Source organism: Hymenobacter psoromatis (genome assembly GCA_001596155.1).
Taxonomy (GTDB): Bacteria; Bacteroidota; Bacteroidia; order Cytophagales; family Hymenobacteraceae; genus Hymenobacter.
Genome location: CP014771.1, coordinates 3,718,450 through 3,741,984, shown reverse-complemented (window position 1 = coordinate 3,741,984; position 23,535 = coordinate 3,718,450). Strand labels below are relative to the sequence as shown.

Genomic DNA, 23,535 nt, shown 5'->3' with positions numbered 1-23,535 from the left:
TGGAATGCGTCACCACAAAGAGCTGGCCACGCCGCAAAAATACGGCTTTATCAGCCGCCGCCGTTATAAATGGCTTGGCATTGCGGCAGCTCATTTTTGAAAGCCGCAGAGAAATGGGTTACTTTTGAGACATTTTTTACCTTTCAAAGGTGTCCGTTAGCTCCCTCCCGGCCAACGCGCTTTTGCTGAATTAACATTCTCTTGTTTATTCTTACTGGGCTTTCGTCTCCGCCGCTACGCCGGTTTTTGCTCCTGGTCGTGCCAGTACTTTGCATGCTTTCGTCGTGCGCTACCAGCAAATATTATCGCCAACGCACTATGTTTCAGCTCACTAAGGGGGCTGATGGCGTAATTGACACGGCCAAGCTGCGGCGGGCAGTCAACCGCACGGACCGCAACTACCGCATACGTCCCAATGACGTCTTAAATGTTCAGGTTTACACCAACAAAGGCGAACGGCTTATTGACCCCAACGGCGAGCTTCAGTTCGGCACGCCCAGTGTTGGCAGCACCTCGGCCACGCCTAGTTCAGTAAATACGGGGCAGCGAAATGTAGGACAAGGGGCTGGTGCTATCCGCAGCAGCACGCAGTTTGTGGTGCAGGCTGATGGTACTGCCCGCCTACCCCTCGTTGACCGGGTGAAGGTTCAGGGCTTAACCCTTATTCAGGCCGACAGCGTTTTACAGCTTCAGTACAATATTTACTATAAGGAAACCTTCGTCAAGACAGCGGTGACGAATAACCGCGTCATTATACTTGGTGCACCAGGGGGACAGGTCATCTTTCTTAATAATGACAATATGAACCTGCTGGAAGTATTGGCATTAGCCGGGGGTGCCGACGGCAGTGGGGGTAGTGGTGGTATAGCCCGTTATGGCGGGCGTATTAACAATATTCGTATTATTCGTGGTGATTTAAAGAATCCACAAGTTCAGTTCATTGACCTCAGTACCCTGGAGGGAATGCGCAAAGGTAATTTACAGGTTGAGCCAAATGATATTATTTATATCCAGCCCGTAAGGCGCCCATTAATTGAAGCAGTCACTGACATTTCCCCGGTGCTCAGTGTATTTACGCTGCTATTGACTACCTCGGGTTTTATTTATAGCATAACCAGGTAATATAAATTTATTTTGACGGGAATTACCTGCATTTTATCGATTTAACCTATGGCATCTACAGAAAACGCGGAACTGGAAGAGCTAATCCGGCGGGCTAGCACTGGCGGCGAGGCCGCGCCACCAACGGGCGCCAGTTTTGCCGAAGAAGATACTGAAGATGGGGATAACTTCGACCTGAGCACCTTAGTGCTGGTTGCCCGTCGCAGCTTGCCGTGGGTTATTTTTCTCCTTACGCTAGGCATTACCTCCTCCTGGCTGTATATGCGGTATACTAAACCCATTTACGAAGCAACGTCTATTCTCAAAATAGATGACCATAGCGACGCGAGTGCATTGGGGTTAGGAATGGCTATGGGGGGCGCGGAGAACAACCAAGCTTCACAGCTGGCTGGAGAAGTAGAGTTGATAAAGTCGGGGTTGACTTACAAAAGGCTCAAGCAAACAGTGCCATTAGATATAAATTATTATACGCAAGGAACCGTTCTGGAAACCGAGCTCTTCGGTAATTGTCCCTATCGGGTTACCTACGTTATAAGCGACCCTGCCTATTATAACCACAAATTTGACGTTGAGTACATCGACGCAAAACATTACCGACTCAACGTAACGGTAGGTAACGCAAAACTAGGCGGCAATTATGAATTTGGCCAATTAGTCAAATTACCAGGAATTAGTTTAAGATTATTGTCAGCGTCATCTCCCGCAGAGCTTGATGCCATTTATCATTTTGTGATTGTAGACGACAACACTATTAATTCTTATCTCGACCATAATCTAAAAGCGGAAGTATTAAACCCAATTGCTAATACCATCCAGATTTCTTTTCTGGATAATAACCGATTTAAAGCGCAGCGAATTGTTAATGCACTTGATACAGTGTATCGGGATGTCAAGCTTGCTTATAAGCAAGAAACAACTGAAAATTCTCTTGCTTATCTAGATAAGCAGCTAGAAGAGAATGGGCAGAATCTTGCTAAAGCTGAAGATAATTTAAAAATCTTCGTGCAACAAAATGGCACATACGACGCCAAAGGCGAACTTGGAACTATAACTAATAAACTAGAGAAGATTGAGGAAGATAGATTCAAACTAGAGCAAAAGCTCACTCTTTTAGCTGATGTAAGTCAACGCGCCGCCGCAGAGCGTTTAACTCCCAGTGACGAGGTAACGGTTGACCAGACTATCCCAGGCCTGGCATTACTTGAAGACCCGGCATTATCGCAACAGTTGAATAATTTGAATGCGCTACAGCAGAATCTGCGGCGCATCAGGCGCTCTTACCAGGACCGGCTGGAAGCGGTGCAAGGTCCTCTCGCACAATTAAAATTCGCACAGGCAACTTTACAACATCAGTTGGTCCAAGCACAAAAGCAGTTGCGCGGTCAAATCGCGCTACTTGACACTCAACAGGGCAAGTTGAGCAATGAGCTACAATTAATTCCGGGTAAGGAAACAGAGTTGGAGCGACTTAAACGTCCACTGGGTCTTTATGGCAATAGCTATCAGATGCTATTGGAGAAAAAGGTAGAATACAATATCAAAAATGCGGGCACTACTGCTGATTTTCAGATACTTTCGCCAGCCTTTGCTCCCGAAGAGCCTATATCACCTAAAAAACTACTTGTGTATGCCATTGGCTTAGCAGGTGGGCTGATTTTGGGATTAGGTTTGATTGGAACGCGTTATCTGATGCATAACACTATCACCAGTGTCAATGAGCTGGAGCGCAACACTAAAGCTTCTGTACTAGGTGTGATTCCTACGTATGATAAAGAGCAGCTAAACATATCACGTCTAATAGTAGATAAAAATCCGAAGTCTTCGGTATCAGAGGCCATTCGCTCTATTCGGACTAATTTAGATTTTATTAGCCCATCCAACAAAAAACGCTTGATTTCGGTGACTTCCACTATATCAGGCGAAGGCAAGACATTTGTTACCGTAAATCTTGGCGGCATTATCGCTTTATCTGGTCAGCGAGTAGTCATTTTGGATTTGGATATGCGCAAGCCAAAAGTAAACCTGGCTTTTGATGCGGAAAACGTACGTGGCATAAGTACTATTCTTATTGACCGGCACACGGTTGCTGAGTGCATTCAGCACACCAGCATCGAGTCGTTGGACTTCATATCGGCGGGCCCTACCCCCCCTAATCCATCGGAGCTGATTCTAAACCCACGATTCGACTTGATGATTCAGGAATTATATCGCACTTATGATGTTATCTTGATTGATACACCGCCGGTAGGCTTGGTAACGGATGGCATTCTGATTATGCGTAAAGCTGATGTGCCGATATACATCGTGCGGGCTAACTACTCGCGCAAAACCTTCCTCAAAAACATGAATCGGCTGATGCGCAATAATCAGTTTACGCGTATGACAACTATTCTTAATGACGCGAAGGCACAAGGCTCTTATGGCTACGGCTACGGGTATGGCTACGGGTATGGCTACGGTTACGGCACTAAAGGCATGGGCTACTATGATGAAACCGAGCAAAAACCAACCCTTGGCAAGCGCATAAAAAGCCTCTTTAGTTAGTCTTTCCATGACAAACTTCTGGAAGCAGTTTTTTGGTGGCCAAGTCCCTGCTACCAGCGATGGGCTTTCAGCATTGCCACCGCTCGGGGCTTTGGGAGCGGATATGCATTCGCATTTGCTACCTGGCCTTGACGACGGGGCCGAAACCCTCGCGCATAGCCTAGACTTATTGCGGGAGTTGCGGAGCATGGGATTCCGCAAACTGGTAATGACGCCCCACGTTATGGGCGATTTTTATAAGAATACGCCGGAGGGAATTAGGTCGGCGCTGGCTACGCTTCAGGCTGCCGCGGCAGAAGCCGGCCTAGCCGATGTCGTGTTGGAGTGCGCGGCGGAGTATTACTTGGATGAGTGGCTGGGTCACAAGCTGGCGAGTGGCACCGAGCTGCTCAGCTTTGGCGGCGATAAGCGCTATTTACTCTTCGAAACTTCGTATCTCAACGAACCCTTTAATTTGCAGCCGACCATTTTTGAGCTGCAAGCGGCGGGCTACCGCCCCGTATTGGCTCACCCGGAGCGCTACGTGTACCTCTACGGCCGCTTTGCCGAACTGGAGAAGCTGCGGCAGGAAAATGGCGTTTTGCTTCAGCTCAATCTTAATTCACTGGCTGGCTATTACTCCCCGGCGGCGCGCAAGGTGGCCGAAAAGCTTATCGACGGCGGCTTGGTAGATTTTGTGGGCACCGATACGCACCACCTCCGCCACACGGCTACGCTGGCTAAAAAGACGCAACATTTGCCTTATTTCCGCAAGCTGCTGGCTTTGCCCTTGCTTAATACTACTTTGTAAAGCCACTGGCTAACCGGGCATAAACGTGTACGGTAGCGTAGGGTAATTTCGGCACTATGATTTTTGTGACGGGCGGCACTGGACTTATTGGCTCTTTCGTGTTACGGGAGCTGCGCGGGCGTGGGTTGGCGGTGCGGGCGCTATATCGCGGCTCATTGCCTGGCAATGGCCCTGCCGGAGTGGAGTGGGTGCAAGGTGATTTAGCTGACACCTATTTGCTCACCAGCGTCATCACGGCGGAGATAACGCACGTCGTGCACTGTGCGGGCCTTGTTTCGTATGCTCCGCAGGATGAGGACGCGCTGCTGCAAGTGAACGTGGAGGGCACCGCGGCCATAGTGGATGCCTGCCTGCGCCACCCCGCCATCCGGCTGGGCTATGTATCGTCGGTGGCAGCCCTGGGACAAACGGCCACGGCCGGCGGGGCCGATGCGCCGGCGGCCCCTACCCCCCGCCTCCTCGATGAAGCCGCTACCTGGGACCTGGGCGCCAGCCACTCGGCTTACGCTACCAGCAAGTACTTGGCGGAGCTGGAAGTGTGGCGAGGGGTAGCCGAAGGATTATCAGCCGTTATCGTTAATCCTTCCATCGTACTCGGGGCCGGCAACTGGCACCGCAGCAGCACGCAGCTCCTGCGCTACGCCTACGACGAGCACCGATTCTACACGCCCAATCAAATCAACTTCGTAGATGTGCGGGATGTAGTGGCGCACCTGCTACGGCTCACGCTGGACCTGCCCGACCTGCCCCCCGCCCGCTACATTCTGAACGCGGGCATGCAGCCGCTGGGGGAGGTGCTGGCTATGCTGGCGCAGGCATTTGGCCGGCGGCCGCCCAGCGTGGCCGTGCCGCCTTGGGCGGCCGAGGTCATCTGGCGGCTGGAGCATGCCCGGTCGCTGCTCACCGGGGCGCGGCCGCTCATCACCCGTGACACGGCCCGCGCGGGCCGGCAGCCCCTAGCGTACGATGCCAGCAAAGCGCGGCGCACCACGGGGCTCGGCTTTCGCCCGCTGGCCGAAACCGTGGCCTGGCTGGCTACTACCCTCGAAACGAACCGGACGTCTCGGCCGCCGGTTGTAACTTAGCGAAGCTTGGCTGGCCTCCTTGCATTGTTTTGAGTAGGGCTGGCAGCTTCCTAAGTTGACTTTCCAGACACCTTTACTTTAGTTGCTCGGGTTGGCATTCTATTAGTAGAGGGGGGTAGGGAGAGCTACTTGTTATAATTCGTGATTATTATGCGCATGAACGAACCATTTGACGACCCGCGAGCAGCCCAGGATACCGTGCGGCGCTACGAACGTATGCTGGCGGATGACGCCGCCACATTTTTTGACTTAGAAGAGTTTGAAGTAATTATTGACCACTACGTGACCTCGGCTGCCTTCGACAAGGCGCAGCAAGCCTGCGAAGCCGCGCTTAGCCAATATCCTTTTTCGACCGAGCTGCTGATTGACCGCGCCCAGATTGCCGCGATGATGGGCGACTATGCCGAAGCCGAGCGCCAGATTGCCAGCGTAGCTACGCTCGACCCTGACAATGCCGACGTGGCCGTGACCCGCGGCATTATCTCCACCCAGCGCGGCGATTTTGAAGAAGCAGTGCGCTTCTTTCAGTCGGCCTTGGAGCGCAATCCTGACCGCGAAGACATTCATTTTAATCTGGGATTGGCTTACCAAAGCTGGCATAAGTTCAAGAGCGCGGCGCGGCACTACAAGCACAGTCTGCGCTTGCAGCCCGATAACGAAACTACCGTTCAGGAGCTGTTGAACTGCCTGGAAACGACTGACCGGCTCGTGGAGCACGAGGAATTCTTCCAACGCTTCACCGACGATGACCCGTATTCGGCCACGGCCTGGTACAACCTGGGGCAGTATTACTACCGGCTCGAAAAGTATGAGCAGGCGGCGGCGGCCTTTGACTACGCCATTGTTATTGAAGCTGATTTTCACGATGCCCACCACTGGCTGGCCGACACATTCGTGTGCCAGCAGGAGTATCAGAAGGCCATCGGGGAATTTGAGCTGAGCTACCCAACCGATGAGCCGACAGACGAAGCCTTGTGCAACATCGGCGAGTGCTATGAAAAGCTACGCGACTGGGAGCATGCGCGCCAGTACTACCGCAAAGCCCTGGAACTCAACCCTGAGATGGACGAGGCCTGGTTTGGGCAGGGAGTGCTGATGCAGGAGCAGGACCGGCCATTCGAAGCTCTGCACTTCTTCCGCAAAGCCGTGGAACTGTATGGCGATAGCGGGGAGTATTGGGCTGCCCTTGGGGCCGCTGAAAACCAGGTTGGTAATATCGTGAGTGCTCTCGAAGCCTATGAAAAGGCCACGGAAGTAGCACCGGAAGACGCTACCGGCTGGGTCAGCTGGAGCGCCATTCTCTACGAGCAGGGCCACTACGATGAGGCCATCGACTTGCTGCGCCACGCGGTGGAGCTGCACCCGCACGAAGCGCATTTTCATTATATGCTGTGCGCTTACCTACTGGCCGATGGCCGGCTGCGCGAAGCCTACCAGGAACTGGAAACGGCCCTGACGCTCAATTACGACCAGCATTCGCTGCTGTTCGACTACTTTCCCGAGCTGCAGAAGCAGCCCGCGCTGCAACGCCTGATTGACCAGTTTCGCAAGTAAGAAGCCAGCCAAACGCGGTGACTGCTTTCTGAATTAATTTTGTGCCTGCTCTCCTCACCGGGGGCAGGCACTTTTGTTAGGCATTTACTTTTTTTGGCGGGAATCACTCTCCTCCTCTTTTTGCATGAACTACTCGCTTTCGCAGCTCCCCGAGCGCACCCAAAAACCACGCGAACAAGGCTTCACCATGATGATGGATAAGGGCCTTAGCATGCGCGAAGTAGAAGACTTTCTGGAGGTGGCGGCGCCCTACACGGACATCGTGAAGCTGGGCTGGGCCACCTCCTACATTGTGCCTAACCTGAAGCGGAAGCTGGAAATCTACCACGCTGCGGGGGTGCCGGTCTATCTGGGCGGCACCTTGTTCGAAGCCTTTATCATCCGCAATCAGTTTGATGACTACCGCCGCCTGCTCGACAGCTTCGGCCTGGAATACGCGGAAGTATCAGATGGCAGCATCGACCTGCCCCACGACCGCAAGTGCGAGTTTATCCGCGAGCTGAGCAAGTCGGTCAAGGTGTTGAGTGAAGTGGGCTCGAAGGACGCGGAGAAAATCATTCCGCCCTACAAGTGGATTGCGCAGATGCAGACCGAGTTGGAGGCCGGTGCCATCAAGGTAATTGGCGAGGCCCGCGAAGGTGGCAATGTGGGTCTTTTCCGCAGCACGGGCGAAGTACGCTCGGGCCTGGTAGAAGAGATTCTGACCAAAATCCCGTCCGAGCGCATCATTTGGGAGGCCCCGCAGAAGGCGCAGCAGGTTTGGTTTATCAAGCTCCTCGGTGCCAACGTGAACCTCGGCAACATCGCTCCCAACGAAATGGTGAGCCTCGAAACCATCCGCCTCGGGCTGCGTGGCGATACGTTCTCGCACTTCCTCGACATGGACGCCGTGGACCCCATGTTTCAGCCAGCCGCCAAGTCGGGCAAGCCAGGCACGTCCATGCCACGCGGGTAGCTTCCTACCCCCGTTAAGGCATTGAAGCCGGCCATACAATGTATGGCCGGCTTCAATGCCTTAACAGCGTTTTTTGCTGATTACTGCTTCTGAATACGCACGGTCTGAGCACTGCCATCAGGCAGCGTTATGCGCGCCACATACAACCCAGTGCGTAGGTCACTCAGGCTCTCCAACGTGATAGAGGCATTCTGCACGCTTATGTTCTGCTCACGCACTACACGACCTGTCATGTCCAATAACTGTACACGGGCGACACCGTTGCCGACTGTAGCTGCATTAATACTGAAGTCAATTTTATCAGTGAAAGGACTAGGATAAGCAGTTAATGCCGTCGAATTAGCAGTACCATCAAAATTGACGGCTCGTACTGGCGAATAAGAGTCTTTACCGTCCAAATCAATTTGGTGCAGACGGTAATAGCGGGTTCCAAACTTACCACTCTCCGTGTCCACATACTTGTAGCTTCTGGCTTGCAAGCTGTTGGGCGTCTCGCTGCTTATAAAGCCTAGCGTGCGGAAAGTCGTGCCATCGGTAGATACCTGCACCTCAAAGCCTTTGCTACCCGTTTCCATAGCCGTAGCCCAAGTTACCAAAGCGTTGTCACCACTGCGTACGGCATTAAAAGCGGTTAGTACAACAGGCAAAGGGTTATTTGTATCGCCGAGAGTGAAAGTAGCGAAAGTTGTTACCCCCGTGCGGGTTACCGTATTGTTTACCGTATCAGGAACGGCATCACGTCCAACCAATTGGAAAGTATTACCAGAGTTGGTTGACACAAAAATAGTCAGACGTTCTTCCGGAATAATACCGGTGCCATATGTGCGCGTATCAGGTCCAGCCAAGCGCTTGGTCTCGGAGTTGCGGTAGTGGAATATCATATTAGCCATGAGACCGCCATTATTAGTGGTCTGGTTAGACGGTCGCACGCCGAATATACGTCGGATACCAAATCTATTTGAAACAGGGGAGTATGCCTCAACGGTATTACGAGTCAAGTCTACGTTGTTCGGGTCATTTACACCCGTAAAAGTTAGCGTCAAACCGATGTTGCCGTAAGTGCGAGTTTCACCTACCGCAACTCCCGCTCTACTCGTGCGCACAAAACCATATAAATAAGATTTATCGGTCTCCCCGTTGAGTTGAGCACCATTATTCCCATTGCTGGCAATACGGTCAGACAGGACTACAACACTGATAGTTGGTTGAGTGATATCGGTAGTCAACACACCTGCATTATCCAATAGAGTAGCGTATGGATTAGTAACTGGCACTGGCACGTCAGCATTAGCGTAAACATTTGGAGTCAAGAAATTGAGTGACTCAGCAATGCTCATTACACCTTGCAGATTCTTAATACCCCCACCCGATATATCTACCCTGACAAACGTACCACCTGTGATATTTTGATTACCACCTGCAAATTCCATAATGGTATTATCGCGTTGGATAAAGCTGTCGTAGGTATTATCAAAGGTGCCAAATACACGGAGCTGACCAATCACTAGACGAGCGATAGAACGGGATGCCTGCGAACTACCAGCCATAGTAAAGTTAAGGGTTTCAGCCGGACCAGAATTCGTATTATCATAAAGCAGTGCTCCCCCCGCCGTAGTATAACGATAGTCGGAACGGACATTAGGATAAGACACTGTATTACCAGCACCCAAATCGCGAACCAATGCATTAGTGGTTCTAGTAGGTACTCCGTTAGTCCAATTACTGGGGTCAAACCAGTTATCATTAACAGAACCTGTCCAAATAGTAACTGCGATTGGTGTTCCACCAACGGTGAAAGTAGCAGTAGAAAAACCAGTGGGTGGGTACGTAAGGGTAAAAGGTGTGCCTGTTGAGCTATTCACCCCACTGGCTTGATAATATACGTCAATTGAGTAATTACCAGTGGCACTTACTGCCGCCGCTGCAACCAAGTTAGGCTGTGGGTTGGAGTTGCTGGAATTGCTGGGGTCAATAATGAAAGTTCGGGTACCATTAGAGACATTTCCCGACTGTGATAGGGTAATAGCCTGAAATGCTCCACCACCCGTCGAGGTTGAGCGAACGCGGTAGTAAAGTACTACGCTGCTAACTGTGTTAGGGCCTGCCTCAGTAGTAGTTAATGTACTATTAATGAGACGCAACTGACCATTATTGATGTCAAAGGCACCACTTACACCACCTGCATTTTGCGACGAAGTGAATTGGTAGCCCGGAAACTGCGGATTAGTGCCCGTATTGGGATAGTAGTAGCTGGTAGGAGTAGAAGCCCCATCAGCCGCAAGCTGAATATTGCTCGGGTTCACAGTAGGAGCCTGTGTGCGAGTACCCACTACATCAAAGGAGGCAGTGTAACCAAGCCCTCCATTGTCATCAACAGCTTTAGGGTTCTTATTACCGTCACGATACTGGGCGCGAAAACCAACAGAAATGGAATAGCCGTTACCCGCATTCTGTATGAGAGGCACTAAGTTGATAGCCGCATTTGAAAGGGAAAAAGTCCGTACCCCTGCATTTACGCTAGTCTGAGTAAGTTGAATGGACCCGGAACCGAGATTTATTGGATTGCCAATAGCGTCAAACAAAGTGTAATCAATAAATGCCCCATTCACTACACTTGAACCTGTTTCAGTAGTAGTTAGCGTACCACCGTTAAGTGTGAGTGTACCAGTATTAATATCAAACGCCGGAGTAGTAGTAGAGCCAGAACTCTGGTCAACTAATGTGAACCCGTCAAAAGCCGTTTCACCGTAGGTATTATTACCGTTACCTTGATTTACTATAACGTTTTGATTCGATAGACCAACGGCTGCATTTGCGCTTTGCGTGCCGATGCTGAAAAAGAGGGCTAACAGCGGCAGGATAGCCCGCCAGGAAAGCCGGCCTAGACCACTCTGGCAAAAAAGAGTAAGATTTTGCATGATGAAAAAAAGGTGGTTGAAAGTTCGAATTGGCTAGATTTAAAATGTGAGTCGGGCCTTGTACGCAAGAGGTTAACCGCAGTTAGCAATTTTATAAGAAAAATCCCACAAACTGACAAAAGCCTAACTCAGCTACAAATAATGCAAGTGGGCGCAAGATACGTGCCAATACCGGAAGTGGTTTTACCTCCCTGGCAAAAAATAGAGCATATGGCTAGTGGACAACGCTGTACGGCACGGCGGCCAGAGCCTTTTTCTGCTCAGAAAGCTCCACTCGTAGAATGTCATGCACGCTCACCCGAATTCGATTAGACAACTGCGTGAGAGGCAGGTCGTTGGAGTCCATGCCAAAGGGGTTTTCTATTTCTTCCCCAATCATTTCCAGGCCGAGTAGGGCATAAGCACCAAACATGGTGATGGGAATCATGAAATAGCCAGAAGTAGATAATAGTACAAAAGGCATCACGCTGATGAACGTGAGGATGTAGGCTTTTATGAAGAACGTGTAGGAAAAGGGGATAGGAGTAGCCTTAATGCGCTCACACACGCCGCTTACCGACATCATGCCCAAGAAGTGCGGCTTGAAAGTAAGCAGGTGCGTATCGCGGATTATTTCAACCTGCCGCAGCTGTTCCACACTTTCCTGAAGCACCGCCAGGATAGTTGCCGCCACATTTTCGGCTGAGCGCAGGCGCTCTAGAATGTCCGGGGTAGCCTCCATTTGCTCAAATTTCATGTCGCCGCGCAACGAGCCTTTGAGCGCGAAGGGAAAGTTGGAGATAAGCGCGGCGAAATAACGCCGGCTGGCAATGGCCTCGCGGGGTAGCACCGCATTGAACTCAATAGCCAGGCCCCGGCACTGCGAGATAAGCTGCCCCCACACTTTACGGCCTTCGTAGTAGCGGTCGTAAGCGCTGTTGGTGCGAAACACCAGCAGCAGGCTCAGCAAAATACCCAGGAAGGAGAAGTATTCCCGGCTGATATTGAGCATGTGGTGGTGGTACTGAAGGCCCCAGATGGCAATCAGGACGTTGTACACGCCAACCAAGCTAACCCGCACCAGCAAATGGCGAATAACCGTGGAAGTGTGGAAGTGACGAAGCGCCTGCCACCAGTCACCCCCTTTATATACAATCATGGTAGTAGGATTTTGGGCACCCCCTCACTGCTAGGCATCGGGCTGAGTTAAAGGCCGGCCTCACAATGTTCATACCAGCCCTGCTTTCTTTGCGGGTTCAACCCTTACACCTTATGGAGTTACTCAAACATTTTATCGACCTGATTCTGCACCTGGATAAAACCCTTGTGAACGTCGTGCATGACTACGGCAACCTGACGTACTTGATACTCTTTTTAATCATCTTCACTGAAACGGGCGTCATCGTGCTGCCTTTTCTACCGGGTGATTCTTTGCTTTTTGTGGCGGGCACGCTGGCGGCGCTACCCAACCCAGACAGTGGCCAGCCGCTGCTCAACATAGCTTACCTGATTCCGCTGCTGATAGCAGCTGCCTTTATTGGCGACAACCTCAACTATACCATTGGTGACTACTTGGGGCCGAGGGTTTTTCGGGAAGACTTTCGTTTTTTGAAACGCAAGTACCTGGAGCAGACCCAGGCATTTTATGCGAAGCACGGGGGCAAGACCATTATTATGGCGCGGTTCGTCCCGATTGTGCGCACTTTCGCGCCCTTCGTAGCGGGGGTAGGGACCATGACTTACCGCCATTTCGCTTCTTACAGCATTGCCGGCGCGGTCTTGTGGGTCGTATCGCTCACGCTGGCGGGCTACCTGTTCGGGAATATCCCGCTTGTGAAAAACAACTTCACGCTGGTTATTTATACCATCATTCTGTTGTCCGTTTTGCCACCGCTGTGGCAATTTGTTCGTGGAAAGATGCGAGGTAATCCGGCCGGGTAGTAGCTGGTGACGGATTTTTGCCCTTTTTTGCTACCCTGCTGTCCTTTTCATGCGCACATTTGGCCTGTTGGGGCGTTCGCTTACCCACTCTTTCTCCAAGCGCTATTTCAGCCAGAAATTTGCCCGGCTCGGGCTGGCCGACTGCCGCTATGAACTGTTTGAATTGGCGGAGGCTGAGGAGCTGCCCGCGCTGCTGGCGCGCTACCCCGACCTGGCCGGGTTGAACGTGACTATTCCGTATAAAGAGCAGCTAGGGCCCTACCTTACCCAGGTGGCGCCTTCGGCCAGGCTGGTGGGGGCGGTGAACGTGATTGAGCTGCGCGCCGATGGCAGCCTGGTGGGGCATAACACTGACTACGTGGGATTTCGGGAGTCGCTGCGCCATTTTTACCCCCACCGGGGCGAGGCGGCGCGAGCGCTGGTGCTGGGAACCGGCGGCGCGGCTAAAGCCGTGAGCGTGGCCCTGCAGGAGCTGGGCATCGCGTACCAGGCAGTATCGCGGCAGCCGGGCGCGGGCCAGCTTGCTTATGAGGAAGTAACGCCAACCATCCTCGCCGAACATTCGCTCCTTATCAACACTACGCCTTTGGGCACATACCCCAACGTGGCCGAAAGCCCGCCCCTCCCCTACGCGGCGCTCACGGACCGGCACTACCTGTTCGACCTAGTGTATAACCCGAGCGAGACGCTGTTTTTGCAGCGCGGCCGCGCGGCCGGGGCGCAGACCAAAAACGGGCTCGAAATGCTGGAGCTGCAAGCCGAAGCCGCCTGGGCCATCTGGAACAAACCGTAGCAGGCGCTGACGCGCGACAGGGGGGTAGGGACGCGCTGTGGCCGTTCCTACCCCCCCCTATTTTTTAATAGAACTTACGCAAAATGGTTAACAGCCAGCCCCAGCGCACGGGCTGGCTAGCGCGGTGGTGCAGCGGAGTTGAAAGCAGCCTGCAAAGTGATTTTTGGAGGAGCTTATTTTATGAATACACCCGTATTAAATGTACGCACATTATTTATCCGTATGGTGGTTATTCTTCCAATTTGTTGATTTACAGTTTCTTAGTTTATCGCTACGAAAAAAGTTCGTCCTACTTGCAACGAGTATCACACGTCCGGCTTCTTAGGGGTGTGCGAGGAGCAACCAAGTAGCAACATATCTTTCGTAGGCAGTAAGCAGCGCGTATGTTGAACGTCTTTCATTCCGGCGCTGGCCGGCCCCGTTTATGAGTGCCGCTGCCTGGCCCGCAATGGCCGCCGGGGAACCTGCTCCTGCCAGTAACAACCTTACCGTGAGCCGCTCAGGCCCCCCTACCCCCCCGAGCGAGGCCGAACTGATAGATGGCTGCCTGCTGGGCCGGCAATTGCCTCAAAAGCAGCTCTATGAGCGGTACTCGGCCCGCATGATGGCCGTGTGCCTGCGCTACGCCCAAACGACTTTTGAGGCCGAAGACATCTTGCAGGAAGGCTTCCTGACGGTATTTCGGACGCTGGGCAGCTTCCGGCGCGAGTGCCCGCTGGAGTTCTGGATTCGGCGCATTATGATAAACGCGGCCCTGCGCCAGCACCGCCGCAACGCGCCGCTGGTGGCCGTGAGCGACGGCGACTACCCCGAAACGCTGGCCAGTGAAGAATTTACGTTTAGTAGCTACGCCTACGGCGAGCTGCTGAACGTAGTGCAGGAATTGGCCCCCCGCTACCGACTGGTTTTTAACCTATACGCTATCGAGGGCTACACGCATAAAGAGATTGGCGAGATGCTGGAAATTTCGGAAGGCACCAGTAAATCGCAATATTCTCGCGCCCGCGTGGTACTTCAAACCAAGCTGGCCCGCCTTCAACCGCCTCTTAAATAATTAGCTACTACGCCTTATGAACCCATTGACCCCGCCCAAGGGTAGTCTGGAAGACCTGTTTCGCCACCACTTGCTGGAGAGTGAGGCGGCCGCGGTGACCCCGCGCCCGCAGGTGTGGGAGCAGCTGGACAACAGCCTGCTTCTGGCTCAGAATGAACAATATCGGCGGCGCCTGCGGGTGCATCGCTGGGCCATCGCGGCCAGCTTGCTGCTGGCATCGCTGGCGGGCGGCGGCTGGTGGCACAGCCAGCAGTCGCCCACGGCTTCGCTCGCCACGGCCACCCCGGCCGAATTGCCGGGCGTGGCCGCGGCCCGCCGTGCAGTTGCCACGCCGGGGCTGGCTACCGCGCCTACGGCCGTGGCTGCCAGCCGTGCCAATTACTCTTCCACACTTACTCCCTCAGCTATCGACCAACCTACTACTCTTCGGGCGGAGGCCCAATCAACTGGTTCTTCTGCCGCAGCTACGGGCCGGGCGGCTACCCTCCCCTACCTGGCCCAGGCAACCACCCGGCAGCGGGCAGGCGCACGGCCGACGCGTGAAATGGCCATCTGGCAATCGCCGAAGCCGGGCACCGATGCGGGCGCGCACCGCAGCCAGGTGGGTTTGACGGAAGACAACTCTTCTCGCACGGTGATGGCAGCAACGGCCGCTTCGGCTAAGCGGACTGCTGCCACTGCGAGCGAAGCACGACACGGCGCCCTACCCCCCGCCAGCGGCGCGGAGTCGGGAGCGCTGGCGCTGGCTACCGGGTTGCCGGCTGCCGCACCAGCTGCTACGAATGAGCAGCGCCTGACTGCTGCTTTTGCCGATGCTAACACGGCTGACCCGGCATCGCAAGGGCTGGCAATGAATAGCTTGTCTGCCCACGCGGCCAGTCTGGATGCGCTTGGCGCGGCGACACTGCCGGCTAGCCTAAGCCCCCTGGAGGTGACCATGCCACCCGTGGAGCTGGCGCGGCACTGGCAGTATGGGGTTTCTTATGCGGCCAGCTCTTTTCAGCCTAATATAGATTTTTCGAAAGCCCCCACCAGCTACAACCCCTCTTTTGGGTTGAATTCGGCCACCATTACCAATAATGCGGCGGCGGAGTACCGCAACAACCTGCGGGCCGGCCTGGGCCAACGGCTGGGCGTGTGGGCCAGCCGCCGCCTGGGTGGCAGCCGCTGGCACCTGCGCACGGGCCTGGAGCTGGCTCAGAACACTGCTAACTCGGCTACCTCCGTGTCGTTCGTGGGCGAGCAGGTGGCCGACCTCACTTACGCGCAGGCTATGCGGGCTCACTTGCAGCGCACCTCGTATCGCTACCGCTCGGCCAGCGCGGCGGCAGAAATGCGCTACGCTAGTCCGCTCAAAACAGGCTTCTCGCTCTACGGCCGGGTAGGGGCGCTGTTAACTTCCCTGCTCAACGTGCGCAGCGACGTGGAGGGCACGCCCGAAGCCACTCGCATTTACACCCCCATGTCTTCCAGCTCGCCCTACCGGCACTTCAATAGCTCGCTGCGTGGCGGCGGCGGCATTCAGTACCGGCCGGTGGGCCATCAGTGGGCCCTTAGCCTGGGGCCGGTGGCCGAATTTGGCATTTTGAGCCTCAACGCGGACCCGAACCAGGATTTCTGGCATCAGCAACGGCCCTACAGCTTTGGGCTGGAAGCGGGGCTGGAGCTGGGCCGGCCGTTTAAAATACAGTAGCTACCAACTGCTAACCCGACGATTACGCTGCTCTCCACTCTTTCCACAACAAGCTTATGTCCTTCTTTTTACGCGTCTTATTGGTGGCGGTGGCCGGCCTTTGCCTGGCAGGAACCCGCCTGGTTATGCAACGCCACCTGCGCGCGGAAACAACTGGGCTGCCGCCGGTAAATGCCGTGGTGGGCGATGCGAGCTACCTGGCCCGGTTTGGCGAGGCACGCACGGCGGCTACCCCCGATTTTGTGCGCACGCAGGCGCATTTGGCCTATGCTGAGCAGCAATTGCGCCGAGCGCGGCTCCTCGATTTGCCGCATACCTACTGGCAGGCGGGCGGGTTTCCAGGCAATGAGGTGCCCAGCGCCGATGGACCGCTGGCCAGCGGCACCAGCTTTTTTGTGACCCGACGCTTTTAGCGGCTCACTGTGAAAGCTATTCCGTTTGTGCTAGCACTCAGCGGGTTGCTGGCTTGCAAGAAGAATGATGCCAGCCCGGCCCAAAGCTTCGACCTGGTATATCAGCAGCCTACCACCATCACGGCCAGCGGGCCGGTGCAGGCAACGCTTACGACCATCAACGAGTCGCGCTGCCCCAGCGATGTCGTCTGCATTACGGGCGGCACGGTGGCCGTGACGGTGACGTTCACCGGCGCGGGGCCGGACCAGACCGCGCGCCTGGGCTACGACCGCAGCTACGCGCGCGACTCGGTGCTGGTGACGCTGAATCGGCAGGCCTATTGGCTCCGGCTGCTGGCAGTCACTCCCTACCCCTCTACTAAGAACGCAAGCCAGCCCAGAACGGCCACGCTGCAGCTGCGCCCGCAGTAGCCCGCGCGGCCACAGCGGGCCCTACCCCCTCGTTTTATTCGGAAGCGCAGAAACCTCGGCGGCGGGTTTGGGGTTAGAAAGATTGGCCTTCTTCCGGCCGCTTTCGCATGTCCACGTACCAGCTTACTTCTGACTTCCAACCCACCGGCGACCAGCCGCGCGCCATTGCCGAGCTGGTGAAAGGCGTGAACGGCGGCGAGCCGGCCCAGGTGCTGCTCGGGGCCACCGGCACCGGCAAAACCTTCACGATGGCCAACGTGATTGCCCAAACCGGCAAGCCCGCCCTGGTGATGTGCCACAACAAGACGCTGGCTGCCCAGCTCTACGGCGAGTTCAAGGCGTTTTTCCCGCAAAATGCCGTCGAGTACTACATCAGCTACTACGACTACTACCAGCCCGAGGCCTACATTGCCAGCTCCGACGTCTTCATTGAGAAGGACTTAGCTATCAACGAGGAGATTGAGAAGCTGCGGCTGCACTGCACCAGCACGCTGCTAAGCGGGCGGCGCGACGTGGTGGTTATTGCCTCCGTGTCGTGCATCTACGGCATCGGCAACCCCGAGGAGTTCAGCAAAAACGTCATTTTTCTGGCACCCGGCCACCGCTACTCGCGCAATAACCTGCTCTACCAGTTCGTGCAGATTCTGTATTCGCGCACCGAGGTGGAGTTTAAGCGCGGCTCGTTTCGGGTGAAGGGCGACACGGTGGACGTGTATCCGGCCTACGCCGACTACGCGTATCGCATTTTCTTCTTTGGCGATGAGATTGAAGCCATCCAGAAGATTGACCCGGTGAGCGGGCGCAAGCTTTCGGACGAGAAGAATATGACGCTCTACCCCGCCAACCTTTTTGTGACGGGCAAGGAGACGCTGAACACCGCCATCCACGAGATTCAGGATGATATGGTGCAGCAGCACAAGTACTTCGAGAAGGAAGGCCGCGACGTGGAGGCCCGCCGCATTCAGGAGCGCACCGAGTTTGACCTCGAAATGATACGCGAGCTGGGCTACTGCTCGGGCATTGAGAACTACTCGCGCTACTTCGACCGGCGCTCGCCGGGCTCGCGGCCGTTTTGTCTGCTCGACTACTTTCCCGATGACTATTTATTGGTGGTCGATGAGAGCCACGCCACGATTCCGCAAATCCGGGCCATGTGGGGCGGCGACCGCTCACGCAAAACGGCGCTCATCGAGTACGGCTTCCGCCTACCCTCCGCTTTTGACAACAGGCCGCTGACGTTCAACGAGTTCGAGAGCATGTATCGGCAGGCCGTGTTTGTGAGCGCCACGCCGGCCGACTACGAGCTGACCCAGGCCAACGGCGTGGTGGTGGAGCAGATTATTCGCCCCACCGGCCTGCTCGACCCCGTGATTGACCTGCGGCCCAGCATCAACCAGGTCGATGACTTGCTGGATGAGGTGGACGAGCGCGTGAAGGCCGGCGACCGCGTGCTGGTGACGACCCTCACCAAGCGCATGGCCGAGGAGCTGAGCAAATACATGGACCGCCTGGGTATCAAGGTCGAATATATTCACTCGGATGTGAAGACGCTGGACCGGGTGGAGATTTTGCGGCGGCTGCGGCTGGGCGAGGTCGATGTGCTCATCGGCGTGAACCTGCTGCGCGAAGGCCTTGACCTGCCGGAAGTTAGTCTGGTAGCCATTCTGGATGCCGATAAGGAAGGCTTCCTGCGCGACCAGCGCTCCCTTATCCAGACGATGGGTAGGGCGGCGCGGAACGAGAACGGCAAGGTCATTCTCTATGCTGACCGCATGACGGGCTCCATGCAGCGCGCCATTGACGAAACCAACCGCCGCCGCGCCACGCAGCAGGCTTATAACGAAGAGCATAACATCACGCCGCGCACCGTGCGCAAGAGCCACGCCCAGATTCTGGGCCAGACCGACCTGGCCGACTACCGCACCGTGGAAGCGCAAGCCCCGGCCGGTGCCTACGCCGAAGGCGGCGCAACGCTCGCGATGGCCGCCGAGCCAGTCATCGCTATGATGAACCGCGCCGAGCTCGAAAAACTCATCAAAGCCACCGAGAAACAGATGGAAGCCGCCGCCAAGGAACTCGACTTTTTGCAGGCCGCCAAGCTGCGCGATGAGTTGGGCGGCCTCAAGCAGGCGCTGAAGGGCAAGCGGGAATAGGCATACCAACCTTGGTTCAGCTCAAAAAGCGCTGCTGCAGCTCGGGCGTAGGCAGCATGCAGCTCGCCTGCCGCCCAAACCAGCGGTAGCGGTGCCGCGCCACGTAGCGGTACAGCGCGTCGCGCCAGGTGGGCGGCAGCAGGCCTCCTACCAATGCCAGCCGCCAGGGCCAGCCTAGCTCACGGGTGATGCGCAGCACCGCCGCCGAGTGCGCGTAAACCCGCCCGCCACTTACCAGCATCACCGAATCGGGGTCGTGGCCGGCGGCGAGGGGGGGTAGGCCGTGGGCTGCCAGCAGCGCTTGGCCCGCCGCGCTCTGCAACGCCGCGAACCGGAAGCGCCCGGCCCGGTCGTGGCGGACGATAAACTGCACCAGCCAGTGGCAGAGGTTGCACACACCGTCGAACAACACGACGGCGGGCGGGGGGGTAGGCGCGGAATCGGGCACGTTAGCTTTCCTTTTTCACGACGCTGACGGTGCCGTCGTGTTCCAGGCGCACGGTTTTGACCTCCGCCAGGTCATCGATATTGGCCGCGCCACGCACGGCAGCGCGCATGGCCTGCTCAGACACGCTGGCGAAGCGCAGCTCATTGTAATGAATGTGGTTGCCTTCGGCCAGAATAGACGGCTCACCCTTGATTAAGCGGCCCAGGGGCGGGATGAAATACGTGGCATAAGCAATGGCGCGGTGCACCGCCACCAGCGTAGCCGCCGCCGCGATGGTGGGCAAGAACGGCCCGGCCGCCGCGATGGCGCGGCTCAGCAGCCCGCCCAGCATAAACTTGACAATGGTTTCGAGGGCGCTGCTGCTGGCAAACGTGCGGCGGCCCGACAGGCGCAGCAGCACGATGGCCACGAGAGAAACAACGACGGTGCGCCAGCAAATCTGGCTGGTGGTAATGTCGCTGGCCGTGGCGTGCAGGCCAAGCAAGTCAGTCAGAAAATCAATCATTGGCGCGGGCTAAGGGGGCTTAGTGAGCTCCGCTATACGATAGTCTGCCCAAAGTGGCTACCCAGCCCTACCCCCCTTGCGAGCCGCAACGATTGCTCAACTGCCGCAATCAACCACCTCTGGCTGAGACAGATAAAAAGCACGGGCAGCCGCGTTTGTCGCCGGTTGCTGTCAAAATTAAGTGGTCTGCTCGCGCGTAGTCTTAGCGAGGCCGTGCGCGGCCGGCTGAGAGCTGGTATTCTTCTTACCACTAATGGCCTTTTGGGCGGTAGCGCCGGGGTGGGTAAGAGCGGCTGCGGGGCGAGCGGGTTTGGCAGCTGCGGTTTTCACATCCGGCCCGGCTTCTTTTCGTGGGGTTTTTTGCTTGGAATTGGGGTGGCGCTGGATATAGCCACCGCCGGCTTTCTGATAGGCCAGGGTGAGCAGCTGCGACTTGCGGGCGCTCCAGGTGCCGGGCTCGCCGCCCTTCGCGGCACTGCGGATTTCGGTTTTGAGGCGCTCGCGCAGCGCGGGGTCGGAATACGTATTCTCGACGGTGCGGCGCCGGGCAGCGGGTCGGGTTTTAGTCCGTTTGCGAGCCGGGTTGCTACTAGCTGCGGCATCAGGGGCAGGGGTTTTCATCAGGGGGCCAGAAAAGTAGAACGAGTAAACTACGTGCGAAAAGCGCGGATGTTGCATAGAATAAGCAGGTTTTATATTTTCTGCTTAATGTTCATCCTCAGAATATTAAACAAAAAATGACGTCCCGCTTTGGGACGTTTCACTGCCCGGCAGCAGGTGCCTGCCTGCCACCGGCAACCACCAAAACGCCCGTAGCGTAAGGCGCACGTAACTTGCCGGAATACTTTTATTTTTTATGTTCAAATCGTTATTCCGCTACTTATCAGTTAGTCTGTTCGTTTTTAGCACCGTTATGACCGCGTCGGCCCAGCGGGTGGGATTGGTGCTGAGCGGCGGCGGTGCCAAGGGCCTGGCCCACGTGGGCGTGCTCAAAGAGCTGGAAGCCAATGGCATTCCTATCGACTACATCGTGGGCAACAGCATGGGTGCCGTGGTGGGGGCTATGTACGCCGCGGGCTATTCGCCGCGTGAAATCGAGCACATTGTGCTCTCCGACAATTTTCAGCGCTGGGCCACCGGCAAGGTTTTGCCTGACAAGACGTTCAATTTCCTGACCGCCGAGCCTTCGCCGGCGTCCCTGAACCTGGGCTTGTCCATCGACTCCACGTTTCAGGCCACCATCACGCCTACCCTCGTCAACGACCTCAACCTCAATTTTGCCCTGGCGCGGCTGCTGGCCCCGGCGGCGGCCGAGGCCAATTATAACTTCGACAATCTTTTCGTGCCGTACCGCTGCCTGGCCACGGAGGTGTTTACGCGTGAGAAAGTGGTGCAGAAATCGGGCTTGCTGGCCGACGCCGTGCGCAACTCGCTGGCCTACCCCCTGGCCTTCCGGCCCATCCGCAACCTCGATGGACGCTACCTCTTCGACGGGGCCGTGCTGGATAATTTTCCGACCGATGTGATGCGCCAGGAGTTCAAGCCCGATGTTATTATTGGGGTGAACGTGGGCGACGTGGCGCTTAAAAAATATCCCTTTAAAAAAGATAATGAGCTGCTAAACACTACGTTGATTTTTCTGGGCACCAGCGTGGCCGACACTAATAGCGTGGGCAAGAACGGCATCTATATTCAACCCAACCTAGGCAACCTGGGCGCGGCCGATTTCGACAAAGTGCGCACGCTCATTGCGGCGGGCGACACGGCTACCCAGCTCAAGCTGGCTGAAATCCGGCAGCGCATCAGCCGCCGCGTCGATACGGTGGCCTTGCAGCGGCGCCGCCTGGCTTTTCAGCAAAACGTGCCTACCCCCCGCTTCGTGAAGGTAGAAGTGAAGGGCCTGCGCCCCGACCAGAACGAGTACGCGCGAAGTTTTTTCCCGCGCGATGGCTCGACCTACACCCTAGAAGGGCTGGAGGAAGGCTACTACCGCCTGGCTTCGGATAGCTACTTCCGTAATATTTATCCACGCCTGCGCTACGATGAAGCGCTCAAAGGCTACGTATTCAGCGTGGATGCGCAGCGCAACAACAACGTATCGGCCGATGTAGGCTTTGCGCTTAGCACGCGGCCCATCGAGAGCCTATACCTGGGCGTGGAGTTTCGCTACCTGCGCCGGCTCCTGTATTCGGTGGCGGCCAATGTGAGCGTGGGGCGCTTCTACAACGGGGCGCAGGCGTCGTTTCGGCTGAACTCGCCGGGTCGGCTGCCGTTTTACATCGCGCCCATCGTGACCTACAACCAGTGGGATTACCAACAGACGGGCGGCCTGCTGGGCCGCGACGTGCTGAACACGCAGGTGGAGCAGAAAGACACCAAGATAGGCGCGCAGTTTGGCGTGTCGCCGCGCTACCGCTCGCGCGTGGTGCTCGACGTGGGCGCGTTCTACAACGTGGATAACTACGCCAACACGCGCGAGTTGCAATCGTCGGACCAGCTCGACCGCACTTCGTTCAAGGGCGGCACGGCGGCGCTGCGCTTCAACCGCAACTCGCTCAACCGCAAGCAGTACGCTACGCTGGGCTGGCGGGCGGTGGTGACGCTGCGGGGCGTCACGGGCACCGAAGTATATACGCCCGGCACCACCTCCAACGCTCAGGACCTGGGCGAGCGCTCGCGCAACCACCAGTGGCTGCAATTTCGGGGCACCTACGAACGCTACCATGCCCTGCAAAAAGACAAATCGAGTTGGGGCTATTTTGGGGAAGTCACATTCAGCGGCCAGGGCACGTTTTTCAACTACCGCTCCACACTCACCAGCGCGCCCGTTTTTGCGCCGCTGGTCGATTCGCGCACGCTCTTTATGGAGCACTACCGCTCGCCGCGCTTCGTGGCGGGCGGGCTGCGCTACTCGCAGGTGGTGCTGGGCAAAATAGAATGGCGCTCGGAAGTGTTCGCGCACACTAACATTACGCCTCTCACCGACAACCAGCAGGATGCTAACCGGGGCAAAGGCATCAGCCGGCCCTACCTGACGGCCGTGACGGGCCTCATCCTGAATACGCCCGTGGGCCCGCTGGCCGTGCACGCCGAATACTACGATGACCCCGACCACCGCTTCGGGGTGTATGGGCACCTGGGCTACATCCTGTTTAGGGGCCGTTCGCTGGAATAAAA

At 56.1% G+C, this 23,535-nt stretch carries 19 protein-coding genes; 14 read left to right on the top strand and 5 right to left on the bottom strand.

The features are described from left to right. Positions 1–318 precede the first annotated feature (318 nt). The 6 genes from A0257_15935 to A0257_15910 all read left to right on the top strand — a co-directional run bounded on the left by A0257_15935 (position 319) and on the right by A0257_15910 (position 8,050). On the top strand, positions 319–1,122 hold the full coding sequence (locus A0257_15935) for a hypothetical protein (protein AMR28434.1): 804 nt from the start codon (positions 319–321) through the stop codon (positions 1,120–1,122). A 48-nt stretch (positions 1,123–1,170) separates the two neighbouring features. After that, a complete protein-coding gene (locus tag A0257_15930) occupies positions 1,171–3,666 on the top strand; it encodes a hypothetical protein (protein AMR28433.1) in 2,496 nt (831 codons plus the stop codon). Between the two features lie 103 nt (positions 3,667–3,769). Beyond that, the gene (locus A0257_15925) at positions 3,770–4,456 is read left to right on the top strand and encodes a capsular biosynthesis protein (protein AMR28432.1); all 687 of its coding nucleotides are present in this window, start codon (positions 3,770–3,772) and stop codon (positions 4,454–4,456) included. Positions 4,457–4,512: 56 nt separating this feature from the next. Then, complete coding sequence (locus A0257_15920) at positions 4,513–5,541, top strand: epimerase (protein AMR28431.1); 1,029 nt, start codon at positions 4,513–4,515, stop codon at positions 5,539–5,541. Between the two features lie 156 nt (positions 5,542–5,697). After that, positions 5,698–7,095, top strand: coding sequence for a hypothetical protein (locus tag A0257_15915; GenBank protein ID AMR29805.1), 1,398 nt, complete (start codon positions 5,698–5,700; stop codon positions 7,093–7,095). Between the two features lie 124 nt (positions 7,096–7,219). After that, complete coding sequence (locus tag A0257_15910) at positions 7,220–8,050, top strand: phosphosulfolactate synthase (protein AMR28430.1); 831 nt, start codon at positions 7,220–7,222, stop codon at positions 8,048–8,050. 80 nt (positions 8,051–8,130) lie between these two features. Here A0257_15910 and A0257_15905 read toward each other — a convergent pair whose 3' ends face one another. Further along, positions 8,131–8,625, bottom strand: a complete 495-nt coding sequence (locus A0257_15905) for a hypothetical protein (protein AMR28429.1) — start codon at positions 8,623–8,625, stop codon at positions 8,131–8,133. 2,557 nt (positions 8,626–11,182) lie between these two features. Next, positions 11,183–12,034, bottom strand: a complete 852-nt coding sequence (locus tag A0257_15900; protein AMR28428.1) for a hypothetical protein — start codon at positions 12,032–12,034, stop codon at positions 11,183–11,185. Between the two features lie 185 nt (positions 12,035–12,219). Between A0257_15900 and A0257_15895 the strand changes: the two genes are divergently transcribed. The 7 genes from A0257_15895 (at position 12,220) to A0257_15865 (ending at position 19,405) form a co-directional block, all read left to right on the top strand. Next, complete coding sequence (locus tag A0257_15895; protein AMR28427.1) at positions 12,220–12,888, top strand: hypothetical protein; 669 nt, start codon at positions 12,220–12,222, stop codon at positions 12,886–12,888. 49 nt (positions 12,889–12,937) lie between these two features. After that, entirely contained in the window at positions 12,938–13,681 is a 744-nt protein-coding gene (aroE, locus tag A0257_15890) for a shikimate dehydrogenase (GenBank protein ID AMR28426.1), read from the top strand. A gap of 490 nt (positions 13,682–14,171) precedes the next feature. Then, the gene (locus A0257_15885; GenBank protein AMR29804.1) at positions 14,172–14,735 is read left to right on the top strand and encodes an RNA polymerase subunit sigma-24; all 564 of its coding nucleotides are present in this window, start codon (positions 14,172–14,174) and stop codon (positions 14,733–14,735) included. A 16-nt stretch (positions 14,736–14,751) separates the two neighbouring features. Then, the gene (locus A0257_15880; GenBank protein AMR28425.1) at positions 14,752–16,428 is read left to right on the top strand and encodes a hypothetical protein; all 1,677 of its coding nucleotides are present in this window, start codon (positions 14,752–14,754) and stop codon (positions 16,426–16,428) included. Positions 16,429–16,508: 80 nt separating this feature from the next. After that, positions 16,509–16,841, top strand: a complete 333-nt coding sequence (locus A0257_15875; GenBank protein ID AMR28424.1) for a hypothetical protein — start codon at positions 16,509–16,511, stop codon at positions 16,839–16,841. Positions 16,842–16,850: 9 nt separating this feature from the next. Then, positions 16,851–17,252 (top strand): hypothetical protein, encoded by a 402-nt coding sequence (locus A0257_15870; GenBank protein ID AMR28423.1) that lies wholly within the window; start codon positions 16,851–16,853, stop codon positions 17,250–17,252. Positions 17,253–17,359: 107 nt separating this feature from the next. Continuing rightward, positions 17,360–19,405: an excinuclease ABC subunit B gene (locus tag A0257_15865; protein ID AMR28422.1), complete on the top strand. Its 2,046-nt coding sequence runs from the start codon at positions 17,360–17,362 to the stop codon at positions 19,403–19,405. Positions 19,406–19,421: 16 nt separating this feature from the next. Here the strand turns inward: A0257_15865 and A0257_15860 are convergent, their stop codons facing one another. The 3 genes from A0257_15860 to A0257_15850 all read right to left on the bottom strand — a co-directional run bounded on the left by A0257_15860 (position 19,422) and on the right by A0257_15850 (position 20,979). Further along, complete coding sequence (locus A0257_15860; GenBank protein AMR28421.1) at positions 19,422–19,853, bottom strand: thiol-disulfide oxidoreductase DCC; 432 nt, start codon at positions 19,851–19,853, stop codon at positions 19,422–19,424. Between the two features lies 1 nt (position 19,854). After that, on the bottom strand, positions 19,855–20,358 hold the full coding sequence (locus A0257_15855; GenBank protein ID AMR28420.1) for a hypothetical protein: 504 nt from the start codon (positions 20,356–20,358) through the stop codon (positions 19,855–19,857). A 177-nt stretch (positions 20,359–20,535) separates the two neighbouring features. Then, positions 20,536–20,979 (bottom strand): hypothetical protein, encoded by a 444-nt coding sequence (locus A0257_15850; GenBank protein ID AMR28419.1) that lies wholly within the window; start codon positions 20,977–20,979, stop codon positions 20,536–20,538. Between the two features lie 292 nt (positions 20,980–21,271). On the opposite strand from A0257_15850, the gene A0257_15845 reads away from it, so the two are divergent. After that, positions 21,272–23,533, top strand: a complete 2,262-nt coding sequence (locus A0257_15845) for a hypothetical protein (GenBank protein ID AMR28418.1) — start codon at positions 21,272–21,274, stop codon at positions 23,531–23,533. Positions 23,534–23,535 lie beyond the last annotated feature (2 nt).

Coding starts and splice junctions, on each gene's coding strand:
- A0257_15935 (AMR28434.1), top strand. CDS start 319: ATGTTTCAGCTCACTAAGGGGGCTGATGGCGTAATTGACACGGCCAAG.
- A0257_15930 (AMR28433.1), top strand. CDS start 1,171: ATGGCATCTACAGAAAACGCGGAACTGGAAGAGCTAATCCGGCGGGCT.
- A0257_15925 (AMR28432.1), top strand. CDS start 3,770: ATGCATTCGCATTTGCTACCTGGCCTTGACGACGGGGCCGAAACCCTC.
- A0257_15920 (AMR28431.1), top strand. CDS start 4,513: ATGATTTTTGTGACGGGCGGCACTGGACTTATTGGCTCTTTCGTGTTA.
- A0257_15915 (AMR29805.1), top strand. CDS start 5,698: ATGAACGAACCATTTGACGACCCGCGAGCAGCCCAGGATACCGTGCGG.
- A0257_15910 (AMR28430.1), top strand. CDS start 7,220: ATGAACTACTCGCTTTCGCAGCTCCCCGAGCGCACCCAAAAACCACGC.
- A0257_15905 (AMR28429.1), bottom strand. CDS start 8,625: ATGGAAACGGGTAGCAAAGGCTTTGAGGTGCAGGTATCTACCGATGGC.
- A0257_15895 (AMR28427.1), top strand. CDS start 12,220: ATGGAGTTACTCAAACATTTTATCGACCTGATTCTGCACCTGGATAAA.
- aroE (AMR28426.1), top strand. CDS start 12,938: ATGCGCACATTTGGCCTGTTGGGGCGTTCGCTTACCCACTCTTTCTCC.
- A0257_15880 (AMR28425.1), top strand. CDS start 14,752: ATGAACCCATTGACCCCGCCCAAGGGTAGTCTGGAAGACCTGTTTCGC.
- A0257_15865 (AMR28422.1), top strand. CDS start 17,360: ATGTCCACGTACCAGCTTACTTCTGACTTCCAACCCACCGGCGACCAG.
- A0257_15855 (AMR28420.1), bottom strand. CDS start 20,358: ATGATTGATTTTCTGACTGACTTGCTTGGCCTGCACGCCACGGCCAGC.
- A0257_15850 (AMR28419.1), bottom strand. CDS start 20,979: ATGAAAACCCCTGCCCCTGATGCCGCAGCTAGTAGCAACCCGGCTCGC.
- A0257_15845 (AMR28418.1), top strand. CDS start 21,272: ATGACCGCGTCGGCCCAGCGGGTGGGATTGGTGCTGAGCGGCGGCGGT.